The organism is Vibrio sp. T9 (assembly GCF_003123985.1).
Classification (GTDB): domain Bacteria; phylum Pseudomonadota; class Gammaproteobacteria; order Enterobacterales; family Vibrionaceae; genus Vibrio; species Vibrio diabolicus.
In genome coordinates, this window is record NZ_NIGY01000002.1 from 392,043 (window position 1) to 413,049 (window position 21,007).

The following is a 21,007-nucleotide window of genomic DNA, read 5'->3' on the forward strand; positions in this document are numbered from 1 at the left end:
AGCAGCGTAACGCTGCTTTTTTTCTTTTTAGTGTCTTGACGTGTTTTCAAGTGATGTTTCGCAATTACTCAATCGTAAATGCTTCGACGTTGGCTTCATTTTCCGCGTTTGTCTCACTTTCTATTGTTTGTACACCGTCACTCGGTAAGTCCACTTCAACAGGTTCCATTTCGCCATATTGGAACCCTTTAATGACTTGTTTTACGCCAGAGATATTACGCGCGATTTCTGTCGCTCGCTCGCCTTGCTCTGGTGTGACATAACCAAACAGAAAAACGTCGCCGTCTTCAGTGATCACTTTAACCTTAACGCCATTGAGTTCAGAGTCGGTCAGCAAGGCTGATTTTACTTTGGTTGTGATCCAACTGTCGTTGCTAATTTGAGTGACAGTGAGTGGCTCTTTTTGTTTGATTTGATTGTGTATGACTTTTACACCACTAACTTCTCGAGCTCTTCGCTCTAAAGCATGAATAAGGTCTTGCGTTGGAGCCTGACCCATAAGAACAACCGTACCGTTGTAGGAGCTGGCAACCACACGAACTTCACCTTTAAACGGCGCCTTGTTACCGATCGCCGCAACTTCGAATTCGATGTTGTTGTCTTGCCAAATTTGTTTTGTACTGCGTGTGTCCGTGACAATATTTGCTGTGGTTGCAGCGCCAGCGATAAACAAGCCAGCGCAACCACTTAAACTCAATGCTGTTAATAAGATAACGAGGCTACGTATCATAATTCTGACCCTCAGTCTTGGTTACTCTTCATGAGCAGGGAAAAGCACCTGGTCAATAAGGTCACAAAGACAATGGAGTGTCACCATATGTACTTCGTGAATACGTGCAGTGCGGTGTGATGGAATGCGAATTTCGACGTCGTTCTCACCAAGCAGTCCTGCCATCTCACCGCCATCTTTGCCTGTTAGCGCGATAATCGTCATGTCTCGAGTTACGGCCGCTTCCATCGCTTTGATAATATTTTTGCTGTTACCGCTAGTCGACATGGCAAGCAGAATGTCGCCTGGCTGGCCAAACGCTCGTACCTGTTTTGAGAAAATTTCCTGGTAGTGGTAGTCGTTTGCAACAGCGGTCAGGGTTGTATTATCGGCTGTTAAGGCCATTGCAGGTAGGCTAGGGCGCTCAGTTTCAAAACGGTTTAAAAGACAAGAAACAAATTGTTGAGCGTTTGAAGCACTGCCGCCATTACCACAACATAAAATTTTGTTGCCATTGAGCAAGCTTGAGACCATCGCTTGGGCCGCGTGAGTAATGGCATCGGGCAGCGCCTCTGCTGCTGCGATTTGAATTTGAATACTTTCTGTAAAGCTGTCTTTAATGCTGTCTAGCATCGCTTATCCTTCAGAGATTGCGTTTTCTATCCAGTTGATATCTCGCCCATTGCCATGAATAGCGATGACATCAAACCGATAATCGATATTGTGTTTTAAGCGCTTTTGTTGGCTAAGCCAAACTTGTGCAGTTTTGATTAGCTTGCGCATTTTTGCGTGCGTTACCATTTCTGCTGCTGAGCCAAAGTGATCATTCTTACGATATTTGACTTCAACAAACACGATAGTTTCACCTTGTTGGAAGATTAAATCAATCTCACCGACCTTGGTCAGGAAATTTTGTTCAATAAAGCGCAAGCCCTGGCGTTGCAAATAGTGCTTCGCCAGAGCTTCATATTGATTTCCGATTTGGCGCTTACTAAAGAGCCCCACGCTCAGCCCAGCTCAATTCACGCTGTACAACACAGTTGTTGTCGATACTTAAAATACCGGTTTGGCCACCGACTGAGTAACCAGGAACGACCTTCATTTGTGGAAGTTCACCGATCAATTTATATGCATCCATACCGAGTGCTTTCAAACGTTTTTCCATGTTAGATTGCTCTGACCAAAGCTCGTTCATTTCAGCGGTTACGCTAGGATCTGGGTCAATCAGCAATGGAATGTCGCTGTAGATGATGCCTGTTAGATCTTCGTATGTCGCGCCGCCACTGTTGCTACGCGAACTAGAGAAGATTTGTGGTGCTTTCGCATCAGGGTTAATCGCTACTTCGATAAACGGCTTGATCAAAGTCAGCTCAGTGCTTCTAGCTACGATATAAACCGCATCAACATCACGACGGCTACGTGGCTGTGTTTCAAGCTTAATTCGCATTAATGATTGCATCTGGGCGATACGCTGCTTGCTCTCTTGCAGGCCAAATACTTCATTGATGTCTTTTTGAAGTTGGCGCTTGTCACCAAAGTAACTTGCTGCGACTTTGTTAGAGCTGTACTTTCGCCATTCTTTGTTGAAAGCCTCAGTTACACGCTCTCCAAAGCTGCCTTTTGGTGCAAGAATAAGAGGGAAGTTGTAGCCTTCGCTGAACAAGTGTTTTGCAGCTTGTGCGGCTTCTTGTTCCGGTGATAATGCCAAGTAGCAAATATTGCTATCTGGTTGCACATCCTCGGGGATATTTAGCGCAAGGGCTGGAATGGTAGGGCCATTTGCTGAGCCATCCATGGTTGTGTGCAACAACTCCACGTTCTCTTTTTCTAGAGGGCCAACAACAAAATCGATGTTTTCATTGATCAAGCGTTGTTTAATTTGGTCAGCGTTATACGCATTGGTGTCAATCACCGTAAGTGTTGCACTAGGATCTCGATTACGATCATTCATCATTGCAAATACAAAACCATCACGAATTAATTGCGCTTGTGGCGAGAACTTACCCGTCAGCGGCAGCAATAAAGCAGTATTGTTTGGCTTCACGATATCAAGAGAGAGAATGTTTTGAATCTCTTCTGGTGTATAGATAGCAGCTGGGTGCGAAGGGTTTTCGCTTAACCAGCGCTCTAGCGTATTTTTAAGTTGGGACAGGTTGCCCGACAGCGTTTTTGCATAAACAGCCAGCTGAAGCCAGCCGTCTAGAACATCCTCATTCGGCTCTGTTTCTAATGAGGTGAGTTCATATTCTGAGTAGCTGCCAAAGTTCATCCAAATACGGCTAGAGGTTTCCCTCTGCTCTGCTGACGAGGCGTATTGACCAAATGCAACCAGCTGGCGGTTTGCTTCAAACGCTTGGTTGAGGCCTTGATAAGCGTCGGCACGCATCAAGTAATAGTCTTTCCATTGCTCGTTTGGCAATTTCCACCAAGGTTTAAAGTTTAACAATTGCAGCAACTGCGAGTAATTACCTTGCTTTTGCTGTATGGTCGCACGCGCCAGTTGCCACTCCGCTTGCTGAACTTCGGTCAACTGTTGTCGAGCCAGACGTTTGATCAACAGTTCTGCTTGATCAAACTGGTTCGCTTGAATAGCGGCTTTGGTTGCCATGATCAACCAGTCATTTTGTAAACTGCCTTCCGTGCTATCAGCTTGGATCATATAGTTCTGAACAGACTGAGTAGGCTCAAGTGTTACATCAACGCCATCAGGCTGTCTTGGACCTGAAGAACAGGCGGCGAGCGTAATTGCTAGTGCAACAGGAGTAAGTATGCGTGGTACACTGAGTCTCTTATGGTTAATCATTGCCGTGAGTTCTCTATAATTTTGTACAAAATTGTCTCTATATTAATCGTTGAAGTGATGGTAAACAAATGACAGATAAAAATAAGTTGCCGAATGAGGGGCCAACTCTCTATATCGTACCGACTCCAATCGGAAATTTAGCGGATATCACCCAACGTGCTATCGAAATTCTGTCGACGGTGGACATCATTGCTGCTGAGGATACTCGACATACGGGTAAATTACTGTCTCACTTCAATATTCAAACCAAAACTTTTGCTCTGCATGATCACAATGAACAGCAAAAAGCACAGGTTTTGGTAGAAAAGCTGCTTTCCGGTCAGTCTATCGCGTTAGTTTCTGACGCTGGTACGCCACTTATCAGCGACCCAGGATACCATTTGGTGACAAAATGTCGTCAAGCGGGCGTTAGAGTTGTGCCGCTTCCTGGTGCTTGCGCGGTCATTACGGCGTTAAGTGCATCAGGCTTGCCATCCGATCGCTTTAGCTTCGAAGGCTTTTTACCACCGAAAAGCAAAGGCCGTAAGGATAAATTCCTAGAGATTGCTTCGGTAGAGCGTACGTGTATTTTTTACGAGTCACCGCACCGTATTTTGGACTCTCTACAAGACATGTTAGACGTTCTTGGCCCAGATAGAGAAGTCGTGTTGGCGAGAGAACTAACGAAAACCTTTGAAACCATTCAAGGCATGCCATTAGGTGAGTTAATTGAGTGGGTGAAAAGTGACGATAACCAACAGCGTGGTGAAATGGTGTTGCTGGTACATGGCCATCGCGAAACCGTGGACGATTCATTGCCAGATGATGCTTTGCGTACATTAGGGATTTTAACCAAAGAGCTGCCTTTGAAAAAAGCAGCGGCTTTGGTAGCAGAAATTCATAACTTGAAGAAGAATGCGTTGTATAAGTGGGGCTTAGAAAATTTAGACTAAGCACTGCTAACGAGACACATGGTAAAGCGGGTCGATGTGAAAATATCGGCCTTTTTTAGGCTCAATGTTTGATGGTTAGGTTAAAAAAACACCACTCAATGCATTCATTTCATCATATCTGTGATCTCACTAGACTCTGAGTAGATAACTCTATACAATCCGCCCTCGGAGTTGACTGGGTAGTCGCTGCTTTACTGATGTCCTTCGGGAGACTGACGTTGAAGTCCTTTGGGAGACTGACGTTGACGTCCTTCGGGAGACTGGTAAAGGGGAGGAAAGTCCGGGCTCCATAGAGCAGGGTGCCAGGTAACGCCTGGGAGGCGCAAGCCTACGACAAGTGCAGCAGAGAGAAGACCGCCGATGGCCCTAGGGCACAGGTAAGGGTGAAAGGGTGCGGTAAGAGCGCACCGGACGACTAGCAATAGTTCGTTGCAGGGTAAACTCCACCCGGAGCAAGACCAAATAGGCCTCCACATTGCGTTGCTCGCGTAAGGAGGCGGGTAGGTTGCTTGAGCCAGTGAGCGATTGCTGGCCTAGACGAATGGCTACCGCCGCGCAAGCGGAACAGAACCCGGCTTATGTGTCGACTCCAACTATTCGAGACCCATCACTACTTTTTGTAGTGATGGGTTTTTTGCATTTTATTGACGCAAACCCTGTCATTACCAATAAACTTGGCGCTAAATCACGTCTGACTTTAGACTTGAGGTGGCGATGATGTGGGAAATCAGTACACTATGGTAGGTTGATCTTTTGCTATAAGTATTCAGCATGAGAGAGCAACATATCTTAAAATCGCTTCAAGATCATTCAACGAGAAAGCTATGACCGAAACCTTCCAGCATATTTCCGTGTTATTAAATGAATCCATTGATGGCTTAGCTATCAAACCAGACGGTATCTATATCGATGGAACATTTGGCCGTGGCGGTCACAGCCGGACTATTTTATCTAAACTCGGCGAAAACGGCCGACTGTACAGTATCGATCGTGACCCTCAAGCGATAGCTGAAGCAGGCAAAATCAATGATCCTCGCTTCACCATCATTCATGGTCCATTTTCTGGTATTGCTGAGTATGCTGAAGAGTATGACTTGGTTGGCAAAGTTGATGGCGTTCTACTGGATTTAGGTGTTTCTTCTCCGCAGTTAGACGACGCAGAGCGTGGCTTTAGCTTTATGAAAGACGGCCCGCTAGATATGCGTATGGACCCAACATCAGGTATTCCCGTATCTCAATGGCTAATGGAAGCTGACTTAGATGATATTACTTGGGTGATTCGTGAGTTTGGTGAAGACAAACACGCGCGCCGTATTGCCAAAGCGATTGTTGCCTACCGTGAAGACGAAGAAAATGAACCACTGGTACGTACTGGCCAGCTCGCGAAGCTGATCTCAGATGCTGCACCCAAAAGCTTTAAAGAGAAAAAACACCCTGCGACTCGTGCGTTCCAGGCATTTCGTATTTACATCAACAGTGAGCTAGAAGAAATTGATACGGCACTAAAAGGCGCGGCAAGTATTCTGGCTCCTGAAGGTCGTTTATCTGTCATCAGTTTCCACTCTCTGGAAGACCGTATGGTCAAACGTTTTATCCGTAAAGAGAGCAAAGGACCTGAAGTGCCACATGGCATTCCAATGACTGAAGAGCAAATTCGTGCTCTTGGTAGTGCGAATATGAAAGCGGTGAGCAAAGCGATTAAGCCAAGCAAACAAGAAATTGAAATGAACCCTCGTTCGCGCAGCTCTGTGCTAAGAATTGCAGAAAAGCTTTAATTATTATGACGAAACCCACTCCTAACCTTGCTAAGTTGATTGCAACGGATCTTATCACCGTTGGTCGCTGGCCATTACTGTTGTTGCTATTGATCGTGGCATCGGCAATGGGAGTGGTATTTGCTACCCACCATGCGCGTCAAGCGATCACCGAAAAAGATCACACTTTGGTTGAACGAGAGCGTTTAGATAGCGAATGGCGCAACCTGATGTTGGAAGAAACGGCCCTCGCGGAACACAGTCGTGTTCAAGACCTTGCCAAAAAAGAACTTGAAATGAAACGACCTGATGGCGATAAAGAAGTGGTTGTCACGCTCAAATGATTAGAAAGAAAACCAACACGAAACCAAGCAACAAGCGTAAACCTGTCGCGAAAGAAAAAAACGCTTCGGGGGATACGAAAACCGAGAAAAAAGCAGTGAAAGTGGCGGTTGAAGAATCCTTTCTGATTCGTTGGCGCTTCCATCTATTACTGTTTTTTGTCTTTTGTGCATTTGCACTTTTGGTGGCGCGCGTAGCCTATATTCAAATCATTGAACCGGATAACCTGATTAAACAAGGTGACCTACGCTCGGTTCGTGTGAAATCCATCCCTTCTGCACGCGGTATTATTTCGGACCGAAATGGTGAGCCGCTCGCTGTCAGTGTGCCTGTTGAGGCCGTTTGGGCGGATCCCGCGACGATATTTAAAGAAAACGCCTTAAGCCAGACCAAGAGCTGGTATGCATTAGCGGATGTTCTTGGTGTTGACCGACAAGGGTTGATAGACAAGATCAAGCACAATGAAAAGCGCCGCTTTATTTACTTGCAGCGCCAAGTGAGTCCAGCCATGGCGAACTATATTCGTGAGCTAAAGCTGCCTGGTGTGGGTCTTAAGTCAGAATCTCGTCGTTACTATCCTGCCGGTGAGGTTAGTGCTCACTTAGTTGGGGTGACGGGGATTGATGGGCATGGTCTAGAGGGTGTTGAGCGTAGCTACGATGAGTGGCTTACTGGCGCCGCAGGTAAGAAAACCATTCGTAAAGACCGTTATGGTCGCGTCGTAGAAAACATTGCGTGGCAAGACAAGCAAGAAGGTAAGTCACTCCAGTTAACAATCGACCAGCGACTACAGGCGATTGCTTATCGTGCGATTAAACAAGCTGTTGCGGACCATCGCGCCACGTCAGGCTCCGTTGTTATGTTGGACGTGAAAACCGGCGCCGTATTGGCCATGGTGAATGCGCCTTCCTACAACCCTAACAATCGTAGCGACTGGCAAAGCTATAAAATGCGTAACCGAGTGATCACGGACTCGATGGAGCCAGGCTCCACCATTAAGCCTTTCGTTATTTTAGCCGCCTTAGAAAATGGGGTAGCCGATAAAGATACCATCGTAGATACCGGTAATGGTGTACTTCGTTTAGGTGGTAGCCGAGTAAGAGATGTATCCCGCGTGGGTAAAGCGAGCTTGACCACGATCCTCAAAAAATCGAGTAACATCGGTGTGACGAAGCTGGCAATGCAAATGCCAGTAGAGGCGCTGCTCGGTCTGTACAGCTCTGTGGGCTTTGGTGAGCTTTCTGGTCTGAACCTCGTTGGGGAAGTGACTGGTATCTTCCCGACACGAACACGATGGTCTCCTATTGAACGTGCCACGATTGCGTTTGGTTATGGTCTATCGATAACGCCAATCCAGTTAGCGCATGCCTATGCGACGCTTGGAAATCTCGGCAAATACGAGCCAATCCATATTATCGAAAGCAATGATCATGACATGTCGCGCCAAGTAGTGAGTGCAAAGTACGCACGCCAGGTCTTGGACATGCTGGAAACCGTAACCCAAAAAGGAGGCTCGGCTCGTCGAGCGGCAGTTCCTGGTTATCGAGTGGGGGCCAAAACAGGTACCTCACGTAAAGCGTCTGCAGGTGGATACAGCGATGAGTACATTACTTATACGGCAGGGCTTGCTCCGGTTAGCGATCCGCGAATTGCATTGGTTGTGATCGTAAACGAGCCTCAAGGTGATGATTACTATGGTGGTTCGGTAGCGTCTCCTGTCTTCTCTGAAATCATGAAAGGCGCGCTACAAATACTCAATGTTGCACCAGACGAAAACAAATTCCAGCAGTAAGCTGAGTGGCTTACTGAGCAAACAAAATTAAGAAAACCTGAGCCAAAGCTCGGAGAACAAATATGACTAAAGCCATCAGTATGGACGTGCTGCTTTCCCCTTGGGTGGATTGCCCCAGTTTATCGTCCGTTCTTGTTTCTGAATTGGAGCTCGACAGCCGAAGAGTTCAGCCTGGAACCACGTTTGTTGCGGTGATTGGCCATGTTGTGGATGGGCGTAACTTCATTGCCTCTGCCATTGAGCAAGGCGCCAATGCGGTTCTAGCGCAAGCCTGTGAGGTAAAAGCACACGGCACAGTGGAAATCATCGATGACGTTCCCGTTATTTACCTCGATACGTTGGATCAACGTTTATCTGCAATCGCTGGAAAGCTCTATGCTTACCCAGATATGGATTTGATTGGTGTCACCGGCACCAACGGCAAAACCACCATTACTCAGCTAATTGCACAATGGCTAGAGCTACTTGGCCACAAAGCGGCAGTGATGGGCACGACGGGAAATGGTTTTCTCGACAATTTACAGCAAGCCGCGAATACAACAGGGAATGCTGTAGAAATTCAGAAAACGCTCTCCTCTCTCGCAAATCAACACGCCACATACACCGCGCTAGAAGTCTCTTCTCATGGCTTAACGCAAGGCCGTGTCAAGGCGTTGTCGTTTGCGGCGGGTGTGTTTACTAATCTAAGTCGTGATCACCTAGATTATCATGGCACGATGGAAGAGTACGCCAATGCAAAGCTGGAGTTGTTTACGCAACATCAATGTGAACGTGCCATTATCAATGTCGATGATGAGGTCGGTCATGCATGGGCGACGCAGTTGAGCAATGCGATTGCGGTTTCACTCAAACCAAACACTGAATTTGAAAGCGCAATTTGGTCGACAGATGTCAGCTACGCGGAGTCGGGGATTACTATCCAATTCGATGGTAAATTTGGCTCAGGTCAATTGCACGCGCCACTGATTGGTGAGTTTAACGCAACCAACTTAATGCTCGCTTTTGCGACCTTATTAAGCTTGGGTAAGGATAAACAAGCGTTACTCGAAACCGCAGGTCAGTTGCAACCTGTACTCGGCCGAATGGAGTTATTCCAGACAGAGGACCGTGCCAAAGTCGTGGTCGATTATGCCCATACTCCTGATGCACTAGAAAAAGCGCTGCAAGCTTTACGAGTTCACTGTGAGGGGCAGCTGTGGGCTATTTTTGGTTGCGGAGGCGATCGCGATGCAGGTAAGCGCCCAATGATGGCGGAAATTGCAGAGCGTCTAGGCGACAGAGTGGTGTTGACTGACGATAACCCACGCAGTGAAGATCCGGTTCAGATTGTAAAAGACATGTTAGCTGGGCTGTCAAAACCTGCCGAAGCGATTGTGCAGCATGATCGTTTCAAAGCACTGTCTTATGCCATTGAGAATGCTTCGCCAAAAGACATCATCTTGTTAGCGGGTAAGGGCCACGAAGATTATCAGATTCGGAATGGCGAAACGATTCATTACTCCGACCGTGAGTCTGCTATGCAGCTTTTAGGATTGTCCTTATGATCAAAGTAACGTTATCTCAAATTGCCAACATCACTCGCGGTGAGCTATTCGGCGATGATCTACTTATCGACGCGGTTTCTACTGATACACGAGCGATTGACAACTGTGCTTTATTTGTTGCGCTGGTGGGTGAGCGCTTTGATGCGCACAACTTTTGCCAACAAGCGGTGGATGCAGGCGCTGGTGCTTTACTCGTACAAAAACGTCTAGATGTGAATGTGCCACAAGTCGTGGTGTCGGACACCAAAATGGCACTGGGTGAGTTAGCCTCTTGGGTGCATCAAACTTGCCAAACACCTACCGTTGCTATCACAGGCAGTTGTGGTAAAACGACCGTCAAAGAAATGGTCGCGAGCATTCTGCAATTGAAAGGCAAAGTGCTGTTTACTGCAGGTAACTTCAATAATGATATTGGTGTTCCGTTGACGTTATTGCGCTCACAGCAGGATGACGACTATGCCGTGATTGAGCTTGGTGCTAATCATATCGGTGAAATTGCTTACACAACGCAGTTAGTAAAACCAGATATCGCGTTAGTGAATAATGTAGCCGCTGCGCACCTTGAAGGCTTTGGTTCTATTGATGGCGTGAAACAAGCCAAAGGTGAAATTTACCAAGGTCTTGCTGCAGGTAGTATTGCGATTGTCAATTTAGACAGCAATGGCGAAACAAAGTGGGAAAGCGTGCTGGCGGATAAGGAAGTTATCACCTTCTCACAAAGTAATTCTGCGGCTGATTACTATGCATCAAATATCGTGATGAATGCCGCGGGAGAGGCCAGCTTTAACCTACATATCGCAGCAAGCTCACAAGAAATTGAACTGTCTCTGGGTATTATAGGTCAACACAACGTGGCGAATGCAATCGCTGCTTCTATTATTGCGTTACAAATGGGCGCCACATTAGAAGAGGTTCGCGCTGGCCTTAAACATTTAAACAAAGTGAAAGGTCGCGTCGAGGTTGAAGCGCTGAGCGAAAAAATCAAATTGATTGATGACAGCTACAACGCAAGCGTGCCAGCCATGAAAGCGGCGGTTGACTTATTGGCTGCTTTCCCAGGTCAGCGCTGGCTGATTTTAGGTAATATGGCGGAATTGGGCGAGGAAAGTCTTGCACTTCATCGTCAAGTCGGGGAACATGCTGCCCCACAAAAATTTGAACATGTTCTCACATATGGTGCAGACGCCAAGGTGATCAGTGAGCTTTGCCAAGGCATTCATTTTGAGACGCACCAAGAGATGATTGAATACATCAAGCAGCATCTAGACCAAGCCGTTCCTGAAAACCATACGATTTTGGTGAAAGGAGCGAACGGTGCACGTATGTTTGAAGTCGCTGCTGCTTTGAAGGAGTATTATTAATGATTATTTGGCTTGCCGAGCTGCTACAGCCATACCTGTCTTTTTTCCGATTGTTTGAATACTTGTCTTTTCGAGCAATTCTAAGCGTATTAACCGCTCTGGGTCTGTCATTATGGATGGGACCAATCATGATCAAGCGTTTGCAAATGCTGCAAATTGGTCAGGTAGTACGTAACGAAGGTCCTGAATCTCACTTTAGTAAGCGTGGTACTCCAACGATGGGCGGTATCATGATCTTAGCGGCCATCTCAATCACAATCTTGCTTTGGACTGACTTATCCAACCCATATGTATGGGCGGTATTGACGGTCTTGCTTGGCTACGGTGCAGTCGGATTTGTTGATGATTATCGTAAAGTGGTGCGCAAAAATACCGATGGTTTGATCGCGCGTTGGAAGTACTTCTGGCAATCGTTGATCGCGTTTGTCGTGGCTTTTGCATTGTACGCTTACGGTAAAGACACTGCAGCCACTCAGCTCGTGGTGCCATTCTTTAAAGACATCATGCCGCAACTTGGTTTGATGTACATTATCCTGACTTACTTTGTGATTGTCGGTACGAGTAACGCGGTTAACCTGACCGATGGTCTAGACGGTTTGGCAATCATGCCAACGGTTCTTGTTGCTGCAGGCTTCGCGGTTATTGCATGGGCGACGGGTAACGTTAACTTCTCTGAATACCTTCATATTCCATACCTACCACATGCTTCTGAGTTGGTTGTCGTATGTACAGCAATCGTCGGTGCAGGCCTTGGTTTCTTGTGGTTTAACACGTACCCAGCACAAGTGTTCATGGGTGATGTCGGCTCACTAGCGCTTGGCGGCGCGTTAGGCACTATTGCTGTTCTCGTTCGTCAAGAGTTGGTGTTGGTGATCATGGGCGGTGTGTTTGTGATGGAAACGCTGTCGGTAATTCTACAGGTGGGTTCATACAAACTGCGTGGTCAGCGGATCTTCCGTATGGCACCTATTCACCACCACTACGAATTGAAAGGTTGGCCAGAACCTCGCGTAATCGTGCGTTTCTGGATTATTTCTATGGTTCTTGTTCTGATTGGTCTTGCGACATTGAAAGTGCGTTAATCGCACTTTCCAAGAACAAGATTTACAGTGTGATCAAATATGGAACGTTGGCAAAACATACATAGTGTTGTCGTCGTAGGGCTCGGTATTACCGGGCTCTCTGTCGTTAAACACCTAAGAAAAAATCAGCCACAGCTTGTGGTCAAAGTCATTGATACTCGCGTAAACCCTCCGGGTGCAGAGCGTTTGCCGGAAGATGTTCAACTGCATAGTGGTGGTTGGAATACAGACTGGCTTTCTGACGCTGATCTTATCGTGACCAACCCTGGTATTGCGCTAGCGACACCAGAGATCCAAGCCGTATTAGCAAAAGGCACGACAGTAGTTGGTGATATTGAGTTATTCGCCTGGGCGGTGCAGAAACCAGTGATTGCGATTACGGGCTCAAACGGTAAGAGCACAGTCACCGACCTCACAGGTGTGATGGTTAAGGCTGCAGGTTTGGATGTGGGCGTTGGTGGTAACATTGGTGTTCCTGCACTGGATTTGTTAGAACAAGACGCAGACCTGTATGTGCTTGAACTTTCGAGCTTCCAGTTAGAAACGACGTCAAGCTTAAAGCTCAAAGCCGCTGCGTTTCTGAATCTTTCTGAAGATCATATGGACCGTTATCAAGGCATGTCTGACTATCGACAAGCTAAGTTGCGTATTTTTGACCACGCTGCTCTTGCGGTAGTGAACCGTGATGATCAAGAAACCTTCCCAGATGCAGAGATGCCATTGGTGACATTTGGCAGCGACAATCAGGACTTTGGTCTCGAGGTGGATGGCAACCGTACTTGGCTGCTCGATCACGGTCAACGAGTCGTCGCAAGTGATGAGCTTAAGTTGGTTGGTAAACACAACTTATCCAATGCATTGGTCGTTTTAGCGCTCTTAAAGGCTGCGGGCGTTGATTATCACAACGCATTGAATGCACTTAAAAATTACACGGGACTGACACACCGATGCCAGGTGGTTGCGGATAATCAAGGCGTAAAATGGGTGAATGACTCTAAAGCAACTAATATTGCGAGCACTATGGCTGCGCTATCTGGTTTGGAGTCGACAGGTAAGCTCTACTTACTCGTTGGTGGTGTTGGCAAAGGTGCTGACTTCTCGCCATTAAAACCGATCTTCGCGACGCTTAACTTGCAACTGTGCTGCTTTGGCGCTGATGGCGATGACTTTATGCCACTGCATGAATCTGCAATACGTTTCGACACCATGGAAGATGTGATTCAACAAGTATCTTCGCAGTTAAAACCAGGTGATATGGTGATGCTGTCTCCTGCATGTGCTAGCTTTGATCAATTCGACAACTTTATGGCAAGAGGTGATGCTTTCGCTGCTCTTGCTCAGAAATATGCATAATTAAAGGTTACACACTTCGTGGGTTTAGGTAACGTTAAACGCAGTATTGGTAATTGGCTCAAGCATCCAGCCCCAGAGGCGATGTTTGATCGTCAGTTAGTGTGGATTGCACTGGGTTTGATGTTGACTGGTTTGGTCATGGTAACCTCTGCATCATTTCCAATCAGCTCTCGATTAACGGAACAGCCGTTCCACTTTATGTTTCGTCATGCGACGTTTCTCGTGCTGGCGTTAGGAACCTCCGCTGTTATTTTGCAAGTGCCTTTGCAAGAGTGGTTTAAGAAGAGCCATTACTTACTTTGGGCTTCTTTCGCACTGCTGATCATCGTGCTCTTGGCGGGTAAGTCGGTCAATGGTGCGTCTCGTTGGATACCTCTTGGGCTGTTTAACCTTCAGCCAGCAGAGGTCGCGAAGCTATCGCTGTTTATCTTCATGTCTGGTTACTTAGTTCGAAAACAAGACGAAGTACGACAAACCTTCTTTGGTGGCTTTATGAAGCCAATCATGGTGTTTGCTTTCTTCGCAGTATTACTGCTTGGTCAGCCAGACTTGGGTACGGTCGTCGTGATGCTAGTAACACTGTTTGGCATGCTGTTTATCGCAGGCGCAAAACTGACTCAGTTTCTCGCGTTGATGGTGGCAGGTATCGGCGCTGTGGTAGGTTTGATTTTAGTCGAACCATACCGTATGCGACGAGTAACCTCCTTCCTTGACCCGTGGGAAGACCCATTTGGCAGTGGCTATCAGTTGACTCAGTCTTTGATGGCGTTTGGTCGTGGTGAATGGTTCGGTCAAGGTCTCGGTAATTCAATTCAAAAACTGGAATATCTACCGGAAGCGCATACCGACTTTGTGTTTGCCGTACTTGCTGAAGAGCTCGGTTTTGTTGGCGTTGTGTTGGTCTTAATGTTGATTTTTAGCTTAGTGTTAAAAGCGGTTTACATAGGCAAGCGTGCGTTTGAAGAAGGCGAAATGTTCGGCGGTTATCTGGCTTTCGGTATCGGTATTTGGTTTGCGTTCCAGACCTTGGTTAACGTTGGTGCTGCAGCCGGTATCGTACCAACCAAAGGTTTAACACTCCCGCTAATCAGTTATGGTGGTTCCAGTCTGATTATTATGTCCGTCGCAGTGTCCATATTACTGCGTATCGATTACGAATGCCGCTTGAAACGCGAGCAACAACAATCAGAACAACAAACTAATGAAACAAAATAAACGTTTGATGGTGATGGCTGGTGGTACTGGCGGTCACGTATTCCCAGGGTTAGCTGTAGCAAAACAGCTGCAAGAGCAAGGCTGGGAGATCCGTTGGTTAGGCACGGCGGATCGAATGGAAGCGGATTTGGTGCCAAAACATGGCATTGAAATCGATTTTATCAAAGTGAAAGGGTTACGAGGTCAAGGCGTAAAGCGTCTGCTTGCAGCTCCATTTCAAATTATTAATGCCATCATGCAAGCTCGGGCGCACATGAAGCATTGGAAGCCCGATGCCGTGTTAGGTATGGGTGGTTATGTGAGTGGTCCCGGTGGTATTGCGGCTTGGTTGAGCGGTATTCCTGTTGTTCTGCACGAACAAAACGCGGTTGCGGGTTTGACAAACCAATGGCTATCAAAAATTGCTAAGAAAGTCTTTCAGGCCTTTCCTGGCGCGTTCCCTGCTGCTGAGGTAGTTGGTAACCCTGTGCGTGAAGACCTAACAAGATTAGAAGCACCTGCAGAGCGAATGCAAGATCGCCAAGGCCCAATTCGTATTTTGGTGATGGGCGGTAGCCAAGGTGCACGCATTCTTAACCAAACTGTGCCAGAAGTGATGGCAAAGTTGGGCGGTGATTACTGTATTCGTCATCAAGCGGGCAAAGGTTCCGCCGAAGAAGTGAACGCAGCATACCAAGCTAATGGTGTGGTAAATGCAGAGGTCACAGAGTTCATTGACGACGTAGCAGAAGCTTATGCATGGGCTGACCTTTTAGTTTGTCGTTCAGGGGCGTTAACCGTTTCTGAAGTTTCTGCTGCTGGCGTTGGTGCGATCTTTATTCCCTTTATGCATAAAGATCGCCAACAAGCACTGAATGCCGATCATCTAGTAGAATGCGGCGCAGCGAAAATGATTGAACAACCAGATTTAACCGTTGAGTCTTTGACTCAGCAGATCCAACAATTGGATCGCCAAGCTTTACTTACGATGGCTGAGCAAGCGCGTGGCGCTGCTAAATTGAATGCCGACCGAGTTGTCGCACAAGCCATTGTCGCTTTGACCGAAAAGCGTTAACGAATTATTGAGAATAGAATTGATGACAATCCAACATACACAAGACTTAGCTCAGATTCGCGCCATGGTGCCAGAGATGCGCCGCGTGAAATCCATCCACTTCATCGGTATTGGTGGTGCGGGCATGAGCGGCATTGCAGAAGTGCTGTTGAATGAAGGCTATCAAATCACGGGTTCTGACCTATCAGAAAACCCTGTGACAGAGCGTTTAGTATCAAAAGGTGCGACGGTATTTATCGGGCACCAAGCTAGCAATGTTGAAAAAGCCAGTGTGGTTGTGGTTTCAACCGCTATCAACGAAGAAAACCCAGAAGTGATGGCTGCACGGGAGTTACGTATCCCTATTGTACGTCGTGCTGAGATGCTCGCTGAGTTGATGCGCTTCCGTCATGGTATTGCCGTTGCGGGCACGCACGGTAAAACGACGACGACGGCACTCGTGACACAAATCTATTCTGAAGCAGGCCTTGATCCAACGTTTGTAAACGGCGGCTTGGTGAAAAGCGCTGGTACAAATGCTCGTTTAGGCTCGAGTCGTATTCTAATTGCTGAGGCGGATGAGAGCGACGCGTCATTCCTGCACCTGCAACCAATGGTAAGTATCGTCACTAATATTGAAGCCGATCATATGGATACTTATGGGGGTGACTTTGAAACGTTAAAGCAAACCTTCATTGATTTTCTACACAATCTACCGTTCTACGGCCAAGCTATTGTTTGTATTGATGATCCTGTGGTTCGAGAGTTAATCCCACGTATTAGTCGTCAAGTGATTACTTACGGTTTCTCCGCAGATGCTGACGTACGCATTGAAAACTATCGTCAAGAAGGTCAGCAAGGCAAATTTACGGTAGTACGTAAAGGGCGTGCCAACCTAGATATCACTCTGAACATTCCAGGTCGTCACAATGCACTTAATGCGTCGGCTGCGATTGCAGTGGCTACCGAAGATGACATTGAAGACGATGCAATTCTAAAAGCAATGGCTGGAACGCAAGGCACGGGACGACGTTTTGATCACCTTGGCGAGTTTGATACCGGTAATGGTCATGCCATGTTAGTGGATGATTACGGACACCACCCAACAGAAGTTGATGTGACCATTAATGCTGCGCGAAGCGGTTGGCAAGATAAACGTCTCGTTATGATTTTCCAACCACACCGTTATAGCCGTACTCGTGATCTATACGATGACTTTGCGAATGTTCTAGAGCAAGTTGATGTATTAATCATGTTGGATGTTTATGCCGCAGGTGAAAAGCCAATTGCAGGAGCTGATGGACGTTCATTGTGTCGCACAATTCGCAGCCGAGGTAAGGTAGATCCGATTTTTGTTCCAGAAATCGAGCAATTACCTTCAGTTTTAGCTAACGTTATACAAGACGGCGACCTAATCTTAACGCAAGGTGCGGGTGATGTTGGTAAAGTGGCGAAACAACTGGCAGGTCTTGAATTAAATATAAACAAGATGCTTGGTTAACATAGATTGTTGGCGCGAAGGACAGATAAAGACTCAGATCTCGATTTTGCGTCAATATCATTGTGATTTATTGCTATCAGTGTTTGATAGTTTACAAGAGCTCAGTATAATCCCAAGGTTAAAGTCAAGACTTTTACCTCTGCGTAATTATGTGGGTAAAAAGTACACGACAAAAGTCAGGAAACGAAGACGTTGTTGAATATTGCACTGAATGACGAGCGACCAAACACGGATAATAACCGTGGTCGCCAAGAGAAAATCTTGGGTGCGTTATTTTTCGTTGTGGTTGTGACCTTAATTAGTTCTGTTTTGTACTCGGCGATCAGTTGGATGTGGGATGACCAAAGGTTACCTCTCTCCAAAATAGTACTTCAGGGAAAACTGGAGTATGTCCAAGCTGACGATGTGCAGGCTGCATTTAGTCGAATAGATCACATCGGTACATTTATGTCTCAGGATATTGATGTATTACAGCAAAGTGTCGAAGCTCTGCCGTGGGTGGCGCATGCCGCAATCCGAAAGCAGTGGCCGGATACAGTAAAAGTTTTTTTGACAGAGCATCAACCTGAAGCCATTTGGAATGGCAACGAACTGTTAGATAAAAACGGGTTTGTTTTTGATGGCGATGTGGCTCTGTTACAAGAAGAAAAAGTGAAACTGTACGGACCCAAAGATAGCGGACCAGAAGTCTTACAGACTTACCGTGATTTGAGTCCTAAGTTTCAGCAATTGGGTTTAGCGATATCGTCTCTGGTATTAAACGAGCGACGAGCTTGGCAAATCATCCTTGATAACGGTATTCGATTAGAGCTCGGTAAAGAGTCTCTTCTTGAGCGTATAGAGCGATTTTTTAAGCTCTATAACAAGCTTGGCAGTGACACGCAAAGAATCAGTTATATCGATCTTAGGTACGATACAGGAGCCGCAGTTGGTTGGTTTCCTGAACAAGAGTTAGAAGAGAGTACAGATGACTAAGGCCGCTGATGACAACATTATTGTTGGTCTTGATATAGGCACTGCAACCGTATCGGCTCTAGTGGGTGAGGTTCTACCAGACGGTCAAATTAATATTATTGGCGCAGGTAGTAGCCCTTCACGTGGCATGGATAAAGGTGGCGTGAATGACTTGGAGTCGGTTGTAAAATCAGTACAACGTGCAATTGATCAAGCTGAATTGATGGCCGAGTGCCAGATCAGCCGAGTCTTCATTTCGTTGTCTGGTAAGCATATCGCAAGCCGAATTGAAAAAGGTATGGGCACGATTTCAGATGAAGAAGTGTCTCAAGAAGACATGGATCGCGCTATCCATACCGCAAAATCGATTAAAATCGGTGATGAACAGCGAATCCTTCATGTGATTCCGCAAGAGTTCACCATTGATTACCAAGAGGGAATCAAAAATCCGCTTGGTTTATCTGGGGTAAGAATGGAAGTAAGTGTCCACCTTATCTCATGCCATAATGACATGGCACGCAATATTATTAAGGCGGTAGAACGATGCGGCCTTAAAGTAGAGCAACTCGTATTTTCTGGGCTTGCTGCAAGTAATGCAGTAATCACCGAGGATGAAAGAGAGCTTGGAGTTTGTGTGGTGGATATTGGCGCCGGCACGATGGATGTGGCCATCTGGACTGGCGGTGCGTTACGTCACACAGAAGTATTTTCGTACGCAGGAAATGCTGTAACCAGCGATATTGCTTTTGCTTTTGGTACGCCAGTGAGCGATGCTGAAGAAATAAAAGTTAAATATGGCTGTGCTTTGAGTGAACTGGTCAGTAAGGATGACACGGTTAATGTACCAAGCGTAGGTGGGCGACCATCACGTAGTCTGCAACGTCAAACGTTGTCAGAAGTGATTGAGCCACGCTACTCTGAGCTTATGGGACTGGTTAACCAAACTATTGACTCTGTACAAGCGAAATTGCGCGAAGAGGGTATAAAGCACCATCTAGCTGCGGGAGTTGTACTCACCGGCGGTGCTGCGCAAATGGATGGAGTGATAGAATGTGCGGAACGCGTATTCCGCAATCAAGTAAGGGTCGGCAAACCGCTCGAAGTCAGCGGATTAACTGACTATGTAAAAGAGCCGTACCATTCTACGGCAGTTGGATTACTTCATTACGCAAGAGACATGCAGTCTAGCGACGATAGCGATTATAATGAACCTAAACGCTCATCTGTTACTGGCTTTTTCGATAAATTGCGTAACTGGATACAAAAAGAGTTTTAACCTGAGTTGCAGGATAAACGGAGACAACACATGTTTGAACCGATGATGGAAATGTCTGACGATGCAGTAATCAAGGTCGTTGGGGTTGGTGGCGGCGGTGGTAACGCCGTTGAACACATGGTGCGTGAATCCATCGAAGGTGTGGAATTCATCAGCGTCAACACTGATGCGCAAGCACTTCGTAAGACAAGCGTTGGCAATGTTATTCAGATCGGTGGCGATATCACCAAAGGTCTGGGTGCAGGTGCTAATCCACAGGTTGGCCGTGACGCAGCTCTCGAAGACAGAGATAGAATTAAAGATTCCCTAACTGGCGCCGATATGGTGTTTATCGCAGCTGGTATGGGTGGCGGTACAGGTACTGGTGCAGCACCTGTTATTGCTGAAGTAGCTAAAGAGCTTGGCATTCTAACTGTCGCGGTAGTGACAAAACCGTTCAGCTTTGAAGGCAAAAAGCGTTTGGCGTTCGCTGAGCAAGGTATCGATGAGCTGTCTAAGCACGTTGACTCTTTGATTACGATTCCAAACGAAAAGCTGCTTAAAGTACTTGGCCGTGGTGTCACGCTACTAGAAGCTTTTGCAAGTGCGAACGACGTTCTTAAGAACGCAGTTCAAGGCATTGCAGAGCTAATTACTCGCCCTGGCATGATCAACGTCGACTTTGCGGACGTAAGAACAGTAATGTCTGAAATGGGTCACGCGATGATGGGCAGCGGTATTGCTAAAGGCGAAGATCGTGCTGAAGAAGCGGCTGAAATGGCAATTTCTAGCCCACTTCTGGAAGACATCGATCTAGCGGGCGCTCGTGGTGTTCTTGTCAATATTACTGCAGGTCTGGATATGCGTCTTGACGAGTTTGAGACGGTTGGTAATACAGTGAAAGCATTTGCTTCTGACAATGCAACTGTTGTTATCGGTACTTCTCTAGACCCAGATATGACGGACGAAATCCGCGTAACAGTTGTAGCGACAGGTATTGGCAATGAGAAAAAACCAGATATCACGCTAGTTGCGGGTGGTAAAGCGAAAGTGGCTCCGACGCCGCAGGCTCAACCACAACAGCAAGCGGCGGCAACGCAAGCTGAAGAGAAACCGGCACAAACCTTGCAAAATAATCAAGTGCAAGAGAAGCCACAGGTAACTCCTCAGCCTACAAATACAGTTTCTTCTTCTCCAGCATCGTCGAGCCAAAGCTCTGCGGCTCCGAAGCAAGAGAAGGAAAGTGGTTATTTAGATATCCCGGCATTTTTGCGTCGTCAGGCTGATTAATCTTTAATCCATAAATTTGACATGGCTCAAAATTATGGTAGCATTCACGGTCGACGTTACAGACGGCCGTGTTTTGTAGCAAATTTT

At 46.8% G+C, this 21,007-nt stretch carries 18 protein-coding genes and 1 other RNA gene; 15 read left to right on the forward strand and 4 right to left on the reverse strand.

All coding sequences use genetic code 11. The features are described 5' to 3' along the window. Positions 1-64: 64 nt before the first annotated feature. The 4 genes from CBX98_RS06155 to CBX98_RS06170 are packed head-to-tail and all read right to left on the reverse strand — an operon-like array spanning position 65 to position 3,512. Positions 65-730, reverse strand: a complete 666-nt coding sequence (locus CBX98_RS06155; RefSeq protein ID WP_005396458.1) for a BON domain-containing protein — start codon at positions 728-730, stop codon at positions 65-67. A gap of 21 nt (positions 731-751) precedes the next feature. After that, a complete protein-coding gene (locus CBX98_RS06160; protein WP_005372901.1) occupies positions 752-1,342 on the reverse strand; it encodes a phosphoheptose isomerase in 591 nt (196 codons plus the stop codon). A gap of 3 nt (positions 1,343-1,345) precedes the next feature. Continuing rightward, positions 1,346-1,714, reverse strand: coding sequence for a YraN family protein (locus tag CBX98_RS06165; protein WP_109168779.1), 369 nt, complete (start codon positions 1,712-1,714; stop codon positions 1,346-1,348). Next, positions 1,701-3,512 (reverse strand): penicillin-binding protein activator, encoded by a 1,812-nt coding sequence (locus CBX98_RS06170; protein ID WP_109168780.1) that lies wholly within the window; start codon positions 3,510-3,512, stop codon positions 1,701-1,703. The genes CBX98_RS06165 and CBX98_RS06170 overlap by 14 nt, the downstream gene beginning before the upstream one ends. Positions 3,513-3,580: 68 nt before the next feature. On the opposite strand from CBX98_RS06170, the gene rsmI reads away from it, so the two are divergent. The 15 genes from rsmI (at position 3,581) to ftsZ (ending at position 20,920) form a co-directional block, all read left to right on the forward strand. Further along, positions 3,581-4,444 carry a 16S rRNA (cytidine(1402)-2'-O)-methyltransferase gene (gene rsmI / locus CBX98_RS06175; protein WP_047009072.1) on the forward strand — a complete coding sequence of 288 codons (864 nt, stop codon included), beginning with the start codon at positions 3,581-3,583 and terminating at the stop codon, positions 4,442-4,444. A 167-nt stretch (positions 4,445-4,611) separates the two neighbouring features. Beyond that, positions 4,612-5,039, forward strand: an RNA gene (gene rnpB / locus CBX98_RS06180) — RNase P RNA component class A. Between the two features lie 229 nt (positions 5,040-5,268). After that, the gene (gene rsmH, locus CBX98_RS06185) at positions 5,269-6,219 is read left to right on the forward strand and encodes a 16S rRNA (cytosine(1402)-N(4))-methyltransferase RsmH (RefSeq protein WP_006743238.1); all 951 of its coding nucleotides are present in this window, start codon (positions 5,269-5,271) and stop codon (positions 6,217-6,219) included. Positions 6,220-6,224: 5 nt separating this feature from the next. Next, the gene (gene ftsL / locus CBX98_RS06190) at positions 6,225-6,542 is read left to right on the forward strand and encodes a cell division protein FtsL (RefSeq protein WP_012842154.1); all 318 of its coding nucleotides are present in this window, start codon (positions 6,225-6,227) and stop codon (positions 6,540-6,542) included. Beyond that, on the forward strand, positions 6,539-8,332 hold the full coding sequence (locus tag CBX98_RS06195) for a penicillin-binding transpeptidase domain-containing protein (RefSeq protein WP_006743237.1): 1,794 nt from the start codon (positions 6,539-6,541) through the stop codon (positions 8,330-8,332). Before ftsL ends, CBX98_RS06195 begins: the two co-directional genes overlap by 4 nt. A gap of 62 nt (positions 8,333-8,394) precedes the next feature. Continuing rightward, the gene (murE, locus tag CBX98_RS06200) at positions 8,395-9,876 is read left to right on the forward strand and encodes a UDP-N-acetylmuramoyl-L-alanyl-D-glutamate--2,6-diaminopimelate ligase (RefSeq protein ID WP_109168781.1); all 1,482 of its coding nucleotides are present in this window, start codon (positions 8,395-8,397) and stop codon (positions 9,874-9,876) included. Beyond that, positions 9,873-11,237, forward strand: coding sequence for a UDP-N-acetylmuramoyl-tripeptide--D-alanyl-D-alanine ligase (murF, locus tag CBX98_RS06205; RefSeq protein ID WP_109168782.1), 1,365 nt, complete (start codon positions 9,873-9,875; stop codon positions 11,235-11,237). Before murE ends, murF begins: the two co-directional genes overlap by 4 nt. Then, on the forward strand, positions 11,237-12,319 hold the full coding sequence (gene mraY / locus CBX98_RS06210; RefSeq protein WP_005372931.1) for a phospho-N-acetylmuramoyl-pentapeptide-transferase: 1,083 nt from the start codon (positions 11,237-11,239) through the stop codon (positions 12,317-12,319). The genes murF and mraY overlap by 1 nt, the downstream gene beginning before the upstream one ends. Positions 12,320-12,358: 39 nt before the next feature. Then, complete coding sequence (murD, locus tag CBX98_RS06215) at positions 12,359-13,672, forward strand: UDP-N-acetylmuramoyl-L-alanine--D-glutamate ligase (protein ID WP_006743234.1); 1,314 nt, start codon at positions 12,359-12,361, stop codon at positions 13,670-13,672. Between the two features lie 18 nt (positions 13,673-13,690). After that, positions 13,691-14,887 carry a cell division protein FtsW gene (gene ftsW / locus CBX98_RS06220; RefSeq protein ID WP_005396444.1) on the forward strand — a complete coding sequence of 399 codons (1,197 nt, stop codon included), beginning with the start codon at positions 13,691-13,693 and terminating at the stop codon, positions 14,885-14,887. After that, complete coding sequence (gene murG / locus CBX98_RS06225; protein ID WP_104971264.1) at positions 14,874-15,941, forward strand: undecaprenyldiphospho-muramoylpentapeptide beta-N-acetylglucosaminyltransferase; 1,068 nt, start codon at positions 14,874-14,876, stop codon at positions 15,939-15,941. The genes ftsW and murG overlap by 14 nt, the downstream gene beginning before the upstream one ends. A gap of 22 nt (positions 15,942-15,963) precedes the next feature. Then, positions 15,964-17,421 carry a UDP-N-acetylmuramate--L-alanine ligase gene (gene murC / locus CBX98_RS06230; RefSeq protein WP_005396442.1) on the forward strand — a complete coding sequence of 486 codons (1,458 nt, stop codon included), beginning with the start codon at positions 15,964-15,966 and terminating at the stop codon, positions 17,419-17,421. A gap of 192 nt (positions 17,422-17,613) precedes the next feature. Next, a complete protein-coding gene (locus CBX98_RS06235) occupies positions 17,614-18,396 on the forward strand; it encodes a cell division protein FtsQ/DivIB (RefSeq protein ID WP_012842151.1) in 783 nt (260 codons plus the stop codon). Beyond that, entirely contained in the window at positions 18,389-19,651 is a 1,263-nt protein-coding gene (gene ftsA, locus CBX98_RS06240; RefSeq protein WP_012842150.1) for a cell division protein FtsA, read from the forward strand. Before CBX98_RS06235 ends, ftsA begins: the two co-directional genes overlap by 8 nt. Before the next feature lie 30 nt (positions 19,652-19,681). Beyond that, positions 19,682-20,920 (forward strand): cell division protein FtsZ, encoded by a 1,239-nt coding sequence (ftsZ, locus tag CBX98_RS06245; RefSeq protein ID WP_012842149.1) that lies wholly within the window; start codon positions 19,682-19,684, stop codon positions 20,918-20,920. The last annotated feature ends 87 nt before the right edge of the window (positions 20,921-21,007 follow it).

Excerpts from the sequence above, each read along its gene's own strand:
- rsmH (WP_006743238.1), top strand. The coding sequence starts at position 5,269 with ATGACCGAAACCTTCCAGCATATTTCCGTGTTATTAAATGAATCCATT.
- ftsA (WP_012842150.1), top strand. The coding sequence starts at position 18,389 with ATGACTAAGGCCGCTGATGACAACATTATTGTTGGTCTTGATATAGGC.
- CBX98_RS06160 (WP_005372901.1), bottom strand. The coding sequence starts at position 1,342 with ATGCTAGACAGCATTAAAGACAGCTTTACAGAAAGTATTCAAATTCAA.
- murG (WP_104971264.1), top strand. The coding sequence starts at position 14,874 with ATGAAACAAAATAAACGTTTGATGGTGATGGCTGGTGGTACTGGCGGT.
- ftsZ (WP_012842149.1), top strand. The coding sequence starts at position 19,682 with ATGTTTGAACCGATGATGGAAATGTCTGACGATGCAGTAATCAAGGTC.
- murF (WP_109168782.1), top strand. The coding sequence starts at position 9,873 with ATGATCAAAGTAACGTTATCTCAAATTGCCAACATCACTCGCGGTGAG.
- ftsL (WP_012842154.1), top strand. The coding sequence starts at position 6,225 with ATGACGAAACCCACTCCTAACCTTGCTAAGTTGATTGCAACGGATCTT.
- rsmI (WP_047009072.1), top strand. The coding sequence starts at position 3,581 with ATGACAGATAAAAATAAGTTGCCGAATGAGGGGCCAACTCTCTATATC.
- murD (WP_006743234.1), top strand. The coding sequence starts at position 12,359 with ATGGAACGTTGGCAAAACATACATAGTGTTGTCGTCGTAGGGCTCGGT.
- CBX98_RS06170 (WP_109168780.1), bottom strand. The coding sequence starts at position 3,512 with ATGATTAACCATAAGAGACTCAGTGTACCACGCATACTTACTCCTGTT.
- mraY (WP_005372931.1), top strand. The coding sequence starts at position 11,237 with ATGATTATTTGGCTTGCCGAGCTGCTACAGCCATACCTGTCTTTTTTC.
- murE (WP_109168781.1), top strand. The coding sequence starts at position 8,395 with ATGACTAAAGCCATCAGTATGGACGTGCTGCTTTCCCCTTGGGTGGAT.
- CBX98_RS06155 (WP_005396458.1), bottom strand. The coding sequence starts at position 730 with ATGATACGTAGCCTCGTTATCTTATTAACAGCATTGAGTTTAAGTGGT.
- murC (WP_005396442.1), top strand. The coding sequence starts at position 15,964 with ATGACAATCCAACATACACAAGACTTAGCTCAGATTCGCGCCATGGTG.
- CBX98_RS06195 (WP_006743237.1), top strand. The coding sequence starts at position 6,539 with ATGATTAGAAAGAAAACCAACACGAAACCAAGCAACAAGCGTAAACCT.